The following is a 12,755-nucleotide window of genomic DNA, read 5'->3' as shown; positions in this document are numbered from 1 at the left end:
TCCAATCCTGGAATCTTATGATTCCAACTTTGGAAATCTTTAAGCTTGGGATCTGAAATATGTTGGACATGAAGGTGAGGATAGTACGACGATGACCGATTCTTTTGCAGCAACGAATTACATAGCGGCCCTGGTGGATGAATTGTACCAACTGGGCGTAAGGGAAGTTGTGATCAGCCCGGGATCGCGTTCTACCCCGCTGGCAATTTTATTCAGTGAACATCAATTTGAGATCTATGTCAGTATTGACGAACGTTGCGCAGCCTTCTTTGCACTCGGGGCAGCCAAAGAGATGCAGAGACCCGTCGTGCTGGTTTGTACATCAGGATCTGCTGCAGCGCACTATTTGCCAGCTCTGGTAGAAGCCAAATATTCCAGGGTTCCGCTGATTGTCCTGACGGCCGACCGGCCGCCCGAACTGCGTCAGGTCGGAGCGCCTCAAACCATTGATCAGACCAGGATTTACGGAGAGTATGCAAGTTTTTTTGAGGAACTGGCATTACCCGAAGAAGATGAGCGGATGTACCGCTATGCCAGGACAGTTATGCAAAAAGCTTACGGCAGCGCCATAACGGGAAGCTTTGGCGTGTCCCACGTGAATATCCCGCTGCGTGAACCATTGGTGCCGGATTTAAGCAAACTTGATTTTACAGCAGGCCGCCACAGAGATGCTTTTAGACTTCACCGAGAACCTTTCAGCCTCAACGACCCGTCTTCGTATCCGCATCCTGCCGAGCCTTTGGAAGTTCATCCGAAATTTGATGCAGCATTCAGCAATAAAAACGGAATCATTGTTTGCGGCGGTGACGCGTATGCCGACTATCATACAGAGGTACTGGCCCTAGCGGCACGTTTGAAAGCGCCTGTACTTGCCGATCCGCTGTCCAATTTCCGCGGCTTCTCAAGTGGAGTCATTCTGGACAGCTACCAGGCATTTCTAAAAGATGATGCTGTCAAAGACGAATTAAAACCGGAATATGTCATCCAGTTTGGACAGACACCTGTGTCGAAAAGCCTTCAGCAGTATTTGGCCCGGCATCAGGACGCATTATTTGTCCAGGCCGATGCAGTATTTGACTATCGTAACCCGGCACTTTCCACGAATCATTATGTACTGGCTTCACCTAAACTTTTTGCAGCGTCGGTCAAAACCGAAAACAGCAGCCGGGAATATTTGGATAGGTGGCTCATTTACCAACAAAGAATGCGGGTGCAGCTAAGACAAGCCAGACAGGAAAAAGGACTGTTTGAAGGGGCCTTGATTCAAAGGCTTCAAGATCTTCTGCCTCAAGAATCCAGGATTCTTGCAGCCAACAGTATGGCCGTCCGCGATGTTGATGATTTTCTGGAGGCCCGCGCGCAAAATCTGAAGGTACTTGGAAACAGAGGCGCTAATGGAATCGACGGCATGGTTTCTACAGCCCTTGGTATAGCGGCTGCCGGTAAACCGACGGTGCTGCTGACCGGAGACATTGCGCTTTTCCATGATTTAAACGGGCTTCAGATCGCCAAGAATCACCCGTTGGATCTGACCATCCTATTGTTCAATAACAATGGCGGGGGGATCTTCAGGTACTTGCCCCAGAGCCGGGGAAAATATTTTGAAACGCTGTTCTTAACCCCCCCGGGCTTGGATTTTTCTGCATTAACTTCTTTGTATGGCATCGCCTACTTTGAACCGAAAAATTATGAAGAATTTGAGCTCAGTTTCCAAACAGCTCAGAACACACAAGGCATCAAGCTTATTGAAGTAAAAATAGATCTGGAGTTAAGCAAGGAACTGCATGACAAATATACCCGGCTGCCGTCAGAAAATGACTAAGATGGATGATAGGAAATGATGATCACCGCAAATGGTCTAAACATTCACTTTGAAGTACGGGGAACCGGGAAGCCGGTTGTCTGTTTGCACGGATTTTCAGAGAACCTCGGTACCTGGGACGAAATTGATCTTTCCGGCTTCCGGTTGATCCTGGTGGATCTGACCGGGCACGGCAGTACTGAAAAACCGTCTGCCCTTCAGCCGTACGGACTTCCCACGCTGCTGGAAACGCTGCATGATCTGATACAGCAGTTAGAGCTGGTGCAGTACAGCGTGATAGGGTATTCCATGGGCGGCCGGATTGCGCTGGCCTATGCTTTACAATATCCCCGGGAAATTGCTAAACTTATCATGGAAAGCGCTTCCTATGGGGAATACGGTGAGCTAAGCAGGGAGAAACGGCGCAGAGATGATGCCGTACTGGCCGAAGATATTCGGCAGAACGGGATTGAATGGTTTGAAAGCTATTGGTCAGGTTTGGAACTTTTCAAAACACAAGCCCGTCTTCCCGAGAAAGTCCGAGCGAAAATCAGGCAGCGCCGCCTGCAAAATGAACCATATGCGCTTGCCAATACACTACTGGCGAGCGGTCAGGGAACGTTTCCTTGCTTGAAAGATCGGGTGGCCGAATTGACGATGCCCGTCCTCTTTGTCAGCGGTGAACTTGATCCAAAATACCAGAAAATCAGCCGAGAGTTCAGTCATTTAAATGCCAGGATCATCCGGCAGACCATTTCCGGAGTAGGGCATAATACGCATCTGGAAGACCCGCAGACTTTTCGGGCGGTCGTTAGCGAGTTCCTAAGCGTTGATGCTTTAGATGAAAATACGGAAAGACGTAATAAGAATTCGGGAAAAAGAATATGAGCCCGGAGAAAAAGAATACGTATTATAGGGAGGTTATTCAATGAGCACATTTCCGTGGGAAAAACTCAGCCGCAGCTATGAGGATATTATTTATGAGGAATACAGCGGAATCGCCAAGATTACCATCAACCGCCCGGAAGTCCGCAATGCTTTCCGCCCCAAAACGATTATGGAACTGATTGATGCTTTTTCGATTGCCCGGGAGGATGAAAATATAGGAGTGATTATTTTGACCGGTGCTAATCACGGTCAGGGCCAGGAAAAAGAAGCATTCTGCTCCGGCGGTGACCAAAAGGTGCGTGGCCATGGCGGTTATGTCGGTGACGATCAGATCCCGCGTCTAAATGTGCTGGATCTGCAGCGTTTAATCCGCATCATTCCTAAACCGGTGATCGCGATGGTCAACGGGTTTGCGATTGGCGGCGGCCATGTTCTGCATATTGTCTGCGATTTGACGATCGCATCAGAGAACGCCAAATTCGGCCAGACCGGACCAAAGGTCGGCTCTTTTGACGCCGGCTACGGTGCAGGCTATCTGGCTCGCATCATCGGCCAGAAGAAAGCCCGTGAGATCTGGTATCTCTGCCGTCAATATACGGCTAAGGAAGCCCTGGAGATGGGACTCGTTAATACAGTCGTCCCGTTTGAGCAGCTTGAAAAGGAGACCGTGAAATGGGCGCAGGAAATCCTGCAGCATTCGCCGACTGCCCTTCGCTTCCTGAAAGCAGCTTTCAATGCAGATACAGACGGTCTCGCCGGACTGCAGCAGCTGGCTGGGGATGCAACACTGTTGTTCTATACCACAGACGAAGCTAAAGAGGGCAGAGACGCTTTTAAAGAAAAACGCGAGCCCGATTTCAAAAAGTTCCCGAAATTCCCCTGATCCGGCAGGATATTACGAAGACCTACCCCAAATAATGTAATACACGATCTGTATGGATGGAATTAAGGATTTAATAGAGAGTATGAATTAAGATGAACTGGTTAAAAAGACAAGCCCTTGAAAAACCGGATAAGAAATTTATCAACGACCTGACGTTTCGGGACGTGTCCGAACGCGTAAGCTTACTTTCGGTAAGGCTTTTGCCGCATGTCAAAAAACAAAAAAGGGTAGCGCTCCTTTCGAATAATTCTGAACAAACGGTCTTGTTTTTTCTGGCCTTACAGTTGCTTCAAAAAGAAGTATTGATGCTGAATACACGTTTAACTGCGGAAGAAATCGGCAAACAAGTAAAAACCCTGGATATTCAGCTGGTTTTGGCCCAGAATGGTCTGGCCGCCGTGAATTTCAGCCAGTCATTTCCGGCCGAAGTGAAGTCATTTTCGGATGTAGTTGGGGATGATGTTACGGATGATGTAAAGGCTGATGCTGCAGAACAAGATGATTCGGAAGCATGCAGAGAATTTGATCCGGCGGCGGATTTTAACCCGGAACAAATTGCAGTCATTATGAATACGAGCGCCACGACTGGGGAATTCAAATCTGTTCCGCTGCGCTGGAAACAGTTTGCTGCCCATGTTAAGGCTTCTCAAAAAAGCCTCGGAGTTACAGAAGAAGATAACTGGCTGATGATTCTGCCGTTGTATCATATCAGCGCCTTAACGATTCTACTGCGCAGTTTATACAACGGGACTGCGGTAACCTTGCTGGAAAGCTTTCGGGAAGAGGAAACGTTAAGCCTGGTTCAGGAAGGAAAAGTCAATATGCTGTCGGTTGTTCCGACCATGCTGAACAGAATCATTGACCGGATTGACAGGCATTGCTTGAGAGTGGTGCTTATAGGGGGGGAGTTCATACCCCGACCCTTGGTTGAAAAATGTATGGTTAGGCAGATCCCTATCTATAAAACGTACGGTATGACGGAAACCACCAGCCAATCGGCAACCTTTTCCGTTCTCCAATACCCGGATAAGCTTGATTCAGTTGGACTTCCACTGGATTCAGTGGAAATTCTGATCAAAAATCCAGGGTCTGACGGCAGCGGCGAAGTCCTGATTCAGAGTCCCATGGTTATGGACGGATATCTTGGCCGGGAAACGATCTTCGGATTTTTCCCTACGGAAGATATCGGTTATTTGGATCCGGACGGTTTCCTGTATATTCTCGATCGTCGCAAAAATATGATCATTTCAGGCGGGGAAAATATTTATCCGCGGGAAATCGAAAATATACTCTACGCACACCCTGGGATCAAAGAATGCACTGTCATCGGAAGAAAAGATCCTAAGTGGGGACAGGTACCTGTCTTATTTGCAGTATCTTCGTTAAACGAAGAAGAGATCAGGGACTATCTGTCTCCGAGACTTGCCCGCTATAAACTTCCCAGCGAGATCATTTTTTTGGCTGAACTTCCCCGGAATACCACAGGAAAGATCCGTCACAAGGCGCTGGAAGATATGCTGGCTGGAGGAGGAGACCCATGATCATAAAAAAAGCAGAGCTATTCCTTTTAGACATGCCTTTGAAATTTACCTTTAAAACATCTCAGACCAGGCTGAACTGTCGGGAAACGATCATTCTTAAAATCACAGACGAATTTGGGAATACCGGCTATGGGGAAGTTGTCGCTTTCTCTGATCCTTTTTATACTTCGGAAACGCTTGCTGATGCCAAACATCTTCTGCTGGAAACTTATCTTCCGCGGCTGCTGCAGGAAGAGACTGTGCATCCTTTCGACATTCATGCCTGGCTGGACAGAGCTTATCCGATGACAGGCGCAGGGGTTGAAAATGCGTTGCTGGACGTGTACGCAAGGCGTCAGCATATCCCTGTCATGGCGGCTGTGTTTCTGGAGGAGACCAATACGCAGATTGAGGCGGGTATGGTTCTGGGAGATCTGGATAACGCCGGCCTGTTAAAACAGATTGAACAGTACCTGCAGGAAGGTTACGTCCGTTTTAAAATAAAGATCAAACCGCAGGACGGTTTTGCCAAACTCAACATGATCAGAACTGCCTATCCCTATCTCAAGCTGCTCGCGGATGCCAACAGAAGCTTTCGCTCCGAGCACATTCCCGAATTGATGAAAATAGACGGTCTTGGTTTGCTGTGTTTGGAGGAACCTTTGGCTGAAGCGGAACTGACGGACTATCAGAAACTTCAGGCAGAAATGCAGACGCCTGTCTGTCTGGATGAAAGCATTTTAAGTGTAGCTGACCTGGAGAAGGCGATCGAATTAAAAGCCTGTCGCGCCTTGAACATCAAGACCGGCCGGGTTGGCGGCTTGTTTTATGTCAGGCAGATGATTGAGCTTTGCCGGAAACATCATATCTACTATTGGATCGGGAGTATGGTGGAAAGCGGAATTTCGAAAATACTGCACGTTCATTTGGCAAGTCTGAAGGATACCTATATTCCCGGAGATTTGTCGCCATCCCAGCGTTATTTTTCACAGGATATCATCCGGCCTGAGGTCACGGTTCAAAACGGCAGGATTGAAGTACCCCGGGGTCCGGGATTGGGAATTGCTGTCGATGAAAATGTCCTGGCTGATTATACCGTTGAGCATCACATATTCGCTTAGCAGCGTGCGCGGGAAAGGAGGGCCACTTGATGGAAAACCAGAAATACCTGATAGATTACCTGAATATTGAATATATACAGTATAAGGACAATACGTTTGAAGCCAAGATGAATTTAACGACTTTTCATAGCCAGCCTTATGGTATATTGCATGGCGGGGCAACCATTGCTTTGGGGGAATCGGCTGCAGGATATGCCTCCAACCAACTGCTGGATAATAGCCAGGTTGCTGTGGGCCAGAATATTACGGCAAATCATATGAAAACAAAAAACATAGAAGGCTATATCCTCGCGAAAGGCAGACTGCTGCATCAGGGAAAAACATCCCATGTCTGGTTGATTGAAATGCTTGATGAAAAGGATGAGCTGATTTCCGTGGTTACTGTGACAAATGCGGTTATAAATTACAATAGAGTGTAAAAAAGGCTGTTAAAGCCTTTTTTTTTAAAATATTATGGAGGTAGGTCTGTGTGCCATAATACCACACTGGTCCAGCTGTGGACGTCAAAATATTTGTACCACTGTGCCTGTAATGGCGTATTTTTTGACAAAGATGGTGTAATGTGATAATCTTCTTACTACAATCTACTAATTTATTAATTTATTAATTTAGTAATTTAGTAATTTAGTAATTTAGTAATTTAGTGAATAATAAATTAGTTGATATAAAAGAAATGACAAAATAAAATTTTGCTAAATTAGGAGAGGTAACTTATGAAGATTCCAACGACGCTGAAACATAAACCTGTGATTGTATCGGAAGACTATGAAAGGATTGACGGCAGAAATGCCTATGATTCCGACGCCAAAGGATTATCCCTGGGGCTGGCCCAGTGGAATGACAGGGGGAAGCTGGAGATATCTGCGAAGGTCTGGCGGTTCACCGGAGAAAAATGGTCGAGACAGTCCGAGGAGCTTCCGCTTCACCGGGTGATCGATCTTGCGATCCTGATTTGCAGATCGACACTTCATTTTCGTGAGGCCTACCGATATGAAAAAATGTATGATCCTGAGAAACCCGTCATTGACAGGATCGGGCTGCAGGGAGATGCAATGACCGTAGCCGTATGTACTGATAATCCAATGATTGAAGGAGACATCAAACTATTCAGGCAAGTACTCAGCAATGACGATGAATTAATCGGAGAACGTTTGAGTACGCTTTCCAAACTGCTGAAGGAAATGGGGTATTAGACGATGACGGGTACATCCGACCGGAAAAGGGAGCTTCGCAATGAATATAAGGAACGGAAAACTTCCGGTGGAGTTTTTATGATTACCAATAAAGAAAACGGCAGGTATGTTCTGCAGGGCGCTGTTAATGTCAGGCGGTTCCAGAACCGTTTTGATTTTTCTAAAGATACCGGCTCCTGTGTGCTGACAAAACTTCAACAGGAATGGGATGAATATGGGGCCAAGGCTTTTAAGTTTGAAATTCTGGAAGAAATCGAAATGAAAGATACCCAGACCATGAAGGAATTTGAAGAAGACCTTCAGCTTCTTGAAGAGATATGGGCGGAAAAGTTGGATCCGGAACTAAGGATTTTCTAAGGTATCCAATGCGGTTTTCTTAGGTATCCAAGGAATGATGTATATTGGAATCTTTGACCCGTGAGAAGGATGTATCCCTCTCACGGGCATTAGTTTTTTTAATCATAGTTGGGTTGGCTAACATTACAATGGCCTGAGAAGAAACTAAACCATGAAGAAGATGATTCCAGATTGCTGAATAATACGTTTTCGTTAAGCGAAATTTTTTTAAGAAACCAACTTTCTGTCCACCTATAAGCGTGCCTAGAGAAAGCATAGAAATGGCTGCTCCTTTTATCAAGTAATGATCTTTACCCGTTTTCTTAAGCGTATAAACTAAGGGAATTCCCCACAATGAGCCTATACCTAAATGTGCCAATTGACCTAATATGAAATTCTCGCGTCGTTTTGTTCTATATGGAGCTACAAATAATCCACCTGCTATATGACCATATAGTGTTTCAGTTTTCCCTGCCTTAAAAATTAATAAATTAGATACATCCATAGCAATCGTCCCAATTAAACCTCCTAGAAGGCCAATGATGATTGTATCTTCGCTCCTGCCAATTTTCAGCATTAAAGTACTCCTTTTTTATATAGAGTGCACTTATTTTTGAAATTTTAGAATGGTATTTTTTACCGTTGAAATTTGGTCAAAAAAATCTGCATTATTATCTAACTGGAGTCTGGAGTTTTTTATTTTAACCACGTCCCAGAAATTTTTTCTGTTTGCAGTGCTGACCTTTGTCTTGATGATCTTAGTTATACTGATGATCAGAAGGGTACGTATTTTACTGAAAAATATACGCATAAAGCCTATGGCACAACGCCATAGGCTTAAGACTTGTTCTATTACGATTCTTTATTTGTATGAGATTCTATTTATCCGTGCTGTCCTTGTTGTTAGTGCTGTCTTGGGCGTCTTGTACTTCTACAGTTTGAGATTCAATTTGCTCGGGCACTGCAGCAGGGGATTCAGCCTGGTCCTCAGATACGGTATCTTCAGCTGCGGTATTAACGGTGTTTGTATTTACCACTGCGGGTTCAGCATGGACCACGGTTTCACTGTTGGAACATGAACAGAAGTATCCGGTGATTTTTTGATTGATGAGAGCTGCAGCGTACAGGACTACGGCAATGCCAAGGATGCTAAGCGGCTGGAAGATTCCAGGGAGCAGTTGACCGGGAATCAATTCCTTGGCGACCATTTCATATGGATAGCCTTGCGTGGTATACTGCGAAATGGTGTTGTTGAAATACAAAATATTATTGACTAAAAGTGCAACAGCGATAAGAGCAATAAAAGCAGATGCGATATACATGAAAATCGAACTTCCGGGGAGTTTTTTTCTTGACTGGGATTTCTTTTGTTGTTTCATAAAAGATATTTCTCCTTTTGCCTACCACGGCGTTAATTGTTTTGCAGACCTTTATTTATTTTAAAAAGGTTCCTACTGGTAATATAGACATTAATTCTTAGAATTATATTAATGTAGAGCTTACATTATTCATTTTTGATTTTATACTGTATAATTGTACGAAGAGCCAAGCATCCTCATTGTTCCAAAACATTGACTATGAGGGGATTTCCAATTGGGGAGATTCAGGCAGCATTTATACGTAAAGGTAAATTTAATTGAAGATAATTGGGGGCATAATGATGATTAGTGTTACGAGGCTGCTATTTGATACGGAATATTTCGGGGATTCCCTGCGTTATAGCAGGCATGCTCATGGGGCTAAAAACGGAGCAACAGGTAGTTCAGGACCGGTGGTTGTTTGGAATTCGACGCGAACCTGCAATTTGCAGTGCGTCCATTGTTATATGGACTCAGATTCGCAGAAATATAACGGAGAACTGACGACGGAAGAAGCGAGGAGTTTCATTGATGATTTAGCGGAGTTTCACGTTCCTGTCCTGCTTTTTTCAGGCGGGGAGCCTTTGATGCGGCCCGACTTTTTTGAACTTGCCGCCTATACTGCTCAGAAAGGAATCAGACCAACTTTATCTACGAACGGTACGTTGATAACACCGGAAGCTGCCCGGCGCATCAAAGAAATCGGTGTAGGTTATGTTGGGGTATCGCTTGACGGTCTGAGAGCGGTGAATGACAAGTTTAGGGGCAGAGAAGGAGCTTTTGCGGCTGCTATGGGAGGAATCCGGAACTGTGTGGAGGCGGGTCAGCGCGTTGGTCTGCGCTTTACGATTAACCGTCATAATTATGAGGAACTGGATCGTATCTTTGATTTTATTGAAGCAGAAAAAATTGACCGTGTTTGTTTTTATCATTTGGTATACTCCGGACGGGGCAAGCAAATGGTCGCTGATGATATTACACCCGAAGAGTCGAGACAGGCGCTCGATACCATTATCCGCAGAACAAGAGACTTTGAAAAACGCGGATTGCACAAGGAAATCCTGACAGTTGATAATCACGCCGACGGTGTTTATCTCTATTTGCGGGCTTTATGTGAAGATCCGGCCAGAGCGGAGAAAATAAAGACACTCATCGGCTGCAATGGCGGAAATCGTTCTGGGATTGCGTTTGGAGAGGTTGATCCTTCAGGGAATGTACATCCGGATCAGTTTACGCAGCATATCTCGTTTGGCAATGTCCGAGAGAGAAAGTTCGGAGATATCTGGACTGACTTGAGCCAACCAGTGCTGGCAGGTTTGAAAGACCGTAAACCACTTCTCAAAGGGCGATGTGCCGAGTGCCGGTATTTAGATTTCTGCAACGGCAATTTCCGCACCAGGGCAGAGGCTGTGACAGGCGATTTTTGGGAATCTGATCCGGCCTGTTACTTAACGGATGAAGAGATCGGGAAAAAAACTGCAATTAATGATTGACGTTAGGAGAGGAAGAAGAATATGATTGTCTCTTGGAATACGACAAATGCCTGCAACATGTATTGTGATCACTGTTACCGCGATGCCGGATGCAGGGCCGAGGAGGAACTCAACACGGCTGAGGCCAGGACACTGCTGGAACAAATCACCAAAGCAGGGTTTAAGATAATGATTTTTAGCGGCGGTGAACCGCTCATGCGCCCAGATATTGTTGAACTAGTCGCCTATGCCAAAGAACTTGGTTTACGGCCTGTCTTCGGAACCAATGGTTCTTTGTTGACGGAAGATCTTGCCGCGAAGCTTAAAAAAGCCGGCGCCATGGGGATGGGAATTTCCCTTGATTCAATGGATCGAAAAAAGCAGGATGATTTCCGTCGCTATGACGGAGCCTGGAATCAGGCTGTGCAAGGTATGCGCAATTGCAAGGCAGTGGGGCTTCCTTTCCAGGTGCATACAACAGTGATGGACTGGAATGCACATGAACTTGAAACACTTACGGATTTTGCGGTCCGGGAAGGAGCAGTGGCGCATCATTTTTTCTTTCTGGTGCCGACAGGTCGGGCAGTGTCTATAGAAGAAGAGTCCTTAAGGGCGGAAGCTTACGAAGAAGTGCTGACCAGGATCATGAAGAAGCAGCAAACCGTTGATATTGAACTGAAACCAACCTGTGCACCGCAGTTTATGCGAATTGCCAAACAGATGGGGGTAAACACTCGGTTCAGCCGCGGCTGTCTGGCCGGAACAGCATATTGCATTATCAGTCCGAAGGGTCAGGTGCAACCCTGTGCGTATTTGAATCTGCCTCTCGGTGATGTCCGGGACACACCTTTTGATGAAATATGGCGCAGCAATCCGGTTTTGCAAGAACTGCGCACGCTGGCGTATAAAGGTGGGTGTGGCAGCTGCGGGTATAAAAAAGCCTGCGGAGGCTGCCGGGCTCGTGCTGCTTTTTATGAAAATGGAGACTACATGGCTGAAGAGCCCTGGTGTTTATACCACGGACGCAAGGGGGTCAGTTGCTAAATGGAGACAAAGGACCGGATTTTGCTGACCAGAATCCAGGCGGCCTTCCCGGTTGAGGAACGTCCTTATCAGGTTTTGGGAGAAATGCTGGGGCTAAATGAAGAAGAAACATGGCAGCGGGTTAACCAGTTTCGGCAGAAAGGAATGATCCGGCGGATAGGCGGAGTCTTTGATTCTCGTCGTCTTGGGTATTTCAGCACGCTTTGCGCGGCTAAGGTCCCGGAAGAAAAAATATCCGTTCTTGCGGATTTTTTAATGGAAATCCCGGGAGTTACGCATAATTATTTGCGGGATCATCGTTACAATATGTGGTTTACGGTCATCTCCCGGTCGCAGGCCGGGCTGATGCAGATTTTAGAACAGGCAAAGAACATTTTGGGAAGTCCCGAAGTTTACAGCCTTCCCGCTACCAGGCTGTTCAAGATTGGCGTGCTGTTTGACCTGGAAAAGCGTACAAATAATAAGCTGCCCATTGCGAATACCGGGTATTCGTCTCCGGAAGGGCAGCCGGCTTTTCAGGCAGGGGAAGGGGATAAGGCCTTAATCCGCATTTTGCAGGGTGATTTGAATCCGTCGCTTTGTCCTTTCTCTGAGGCAGCTTCCAGACTGGGATGGTCAGAAGAAAGTGTCCGGGCAAGAATCCAGGACTATAAGCATGACGGGGTGCTGCGACGTTTTGGTGCCATCCTGTATCACCGGAAAGCTGGATTTACTTCAAATGCGATGGGGGTATGGGTTGTTCCAGAAGCGCAGATTGAAGAAACCGGCCACATCATGGCCGCCTTTAAGGAAGTAAGCCATTGCTACCAACGCCCTGATCTTCCGGATTGGCCATATAATCTATTTACCATGATCCATGGGCATTCGCCGTCGGAGTGCAGAAAAACGATGGAGAGAATTTCTAAGGTTACAGGCATACGACGATATGAGATGCTGTTCAGTCATGCTGAATTGAAAAAGACAAGCATGGAATATTTCAGGGAAGAAGAGTAAAAAAGCATAAAGAATGAGGGGCGCAACGGGACTTAAGTTCTGTTGCGCCCCTCATTCTTTATGCTTTTTTATTGATCTGTGTCTGTTGTCCGGTGATTATCTGTCGGTATCTTTCTTCAGATTAGAGTAAAAACTGAATTAATACA

At 46.1% G+C, this 12,755-nt stretch carries 13 protein-coding genes; 11 read left to right on the top strand and 2 right to left on the bottom strand.

The annotated features are described in order from the left end of the window. Nucleotides 1-91: 91 nt before the first annotated feature. The 8 genes from menD to DEHRE_RS09175 all read left to right on the top strand — a co-directional run bounded on the left by menD (nt 92) and on the right by DEHRE_RS09175 (nt 7,763). On the top strand, nt 92-1,822 hold the full coding sequence (gene menD / locus DEHRE_RS09210; protein ID WP_015045144.1) for a 2-succinyl-5-enolpyruvyl-6-hydroxy-3-cyclohexene-1-carboxylic-acid synthase: 1,731 nt from the start codon (nt 92-94) through the stop codon (nt 1,820-1,822). Between the two features lie 15 nt (nt 1,823-1,837). Next, nucleotides 1,838-2,689 carry a 2-succinyl-6-hydroxy-2,4-cyclohexadiene-1-carboxylate synthase gene (gene menH / locus DEHRE_RS09205; RefSeq protein ID WP_015045143.1) on the top strand — a complete coding sequence of 284 codons (852 nt, stop codon included), beginning with the start codon at nt 1,838-1,840 and terminating at the stop codon, nt 2,687-2,689. Between the two features lie 40 nt (nt 2,690-2,729). After that, nucleotides 2,730-3,572, top strand: coding sequence for a 1,4-dihydroxy-2-naphthoyl-CoA synthase (gene menB / locus DEHRE_RS09200; protein WP_015045142.1), 843 nt, complete (start codon nt 2,730-2,732; stop codon nt 3,570-3,572). Nucleotides 3,573-3,664: 92 nt separating this feature from the next. After that, the gene (menE, locus tag DEHRE_RS09195) at nt 3,665-5,113 is read left to right on the top strand and encodes an o-succinylbenzoate--CoA ligase (protein ID WP_015045141.1); all 1,449 of its coding nucleotides are present in this window, start codon (nt 3,665-3,667) and stop codon (nt 5,111-5,113) included. Next, on the top strand, nt 5,110-6,213 hold the full coding sequence (menC, locus tag DEHRE_RS09190; protein ID WP_025205839.1) for an o-succinylbenzoate synthase: 1,104 nt from the start codon (nt 5,110-5,112) through the stop codon (nt 6,211-6,213). The genes menE and menC overlap by 4 nt, the downstream gene beginning before the upstream one ends. A gap of 29 nt (nt 6,214-6,242) precedes the next feature. Continuing rightward, nucleotides 6,243-6,632: a PaaI family thioesterase gene (locus tag DEHRE_RS09185; RefSeq protein ID WP_025205838.1), complete on the top strand. Its 390-nt coding sequence runs from the start codon at nt 6,243-6,245 to the stop codon at nt 6,630-6,632. A gap of 294 nt (nt 6,633-6,926) precedes the next feature. Further along, the gene (locus tag DEHRE_RS09180; RefSeq protein ID WP_015043096.1) at nt 6,927-7,406 is read left to right on the top strand and encodes a DUF6530 family protein; all 480 of its coding nucleotides are present in this window, start codon (nt 6,927-6,929) and stop codon (nt 7,404-7,406) included. A gap of 3 nt (nt 7,407-7,409) precedes the next feature. Next, nucleotides 7,410-7,763, top strand: a complete 354-nt coding sequence (locus DEHRE_RS09175) for a GIY-YIG nuclease family protein (protein WP_025205837.1) — start codon at nt 7,410-7,412, stop codon at nt 7,761-7,763. A 19-nt stretch (nt 7,764-7,782) separates the two neighbouring features. Here the strand turns inward: DEHRE_RS09175 and DEHRE_RS09170 are convergent, their stop codons facing one another. After that, on the bottom strand, nt 7,783-8,319 hold the full coding sequence (locus DEHRE_RS09170; RefSeq protein WP_025205836.1) for a hypothetical protein: 537 nt from the start codon (nt 8,317-8,319) through the stop codon (nt 7,783-7,785). 301 nt (nt 8,320-8,620) lie between these two features. After that, a complete protein-coding gene (locus DEHRE_RS09160) occupies nt 8,621-9,121 on the bottom strand; it encodes a hypothetical protein (RefSeq protein ID WP_025205834.1) in 501 nt (166 codons plus the stop codon). 281 nt (nt 9,122-9,402) lie between these two features. On the opposite strand from DEHRE_RS09160, the gene nirJ1 reads away from it, so the two are divergent. Genes nirJ1 through ahbB form a run of 3 tightly spaced genes read left to right on the top strand, consistent with a single transcriptional unit; the run spans nt 9,403 to nt 12,609 of the window. Continuing rightward, entirely contained in the window at nt 9,403-10,593 is a 1,191-nt protein-coding gene (gene nirJ1 / locus DEHRE_RS09155) for a putative heme d1 biosynthesis radical SAM protein NirJ1 (protein ID WP_025205833.1), read from the top strand. Nucleotides 10,594-10,614: 21 nt separating this feature from the next. After that, complete coding sequence (gene nirJ2 / locus DEHRE_RS09150; RefSeq protein WP_025205832.1) at nt 10,615-11,616, top strand: putative heme d1 biosynthesis radical SAM protein NirJ2; 1,002 nt, start codon at nt 10,615-10,617, stop codon at nt 11,614-11,616. Further along, nucleotides 11,617-12,609, top strand: a complete 993-nt coding sequence (gene ahbB / locus DEHRE_RS09145) for a siroheme decarboxylase subunit beta (RefSeq protein ID WP_019226422.1) — start codon at nt 11,617-11,619, stop codon at nt 12,607-12,609. The last annotated feature ends 146 nt before the right edge of the window (nt 12,610-12,755 follow it).

It is taken from the genome of Dehalobacter restrictus DSM 9455 (genome assembly GCF_000512895.1).
GTDB lineage: Bacteria > Bacillota > Desulfitobacteriia > Desulfitobacteriales > Syntrophobotulaceae > Dehalobacter > Dehalobacter restrictus.
This window is presented reverse-complemented; position numbering and strand designations above follow the sequence as displayed.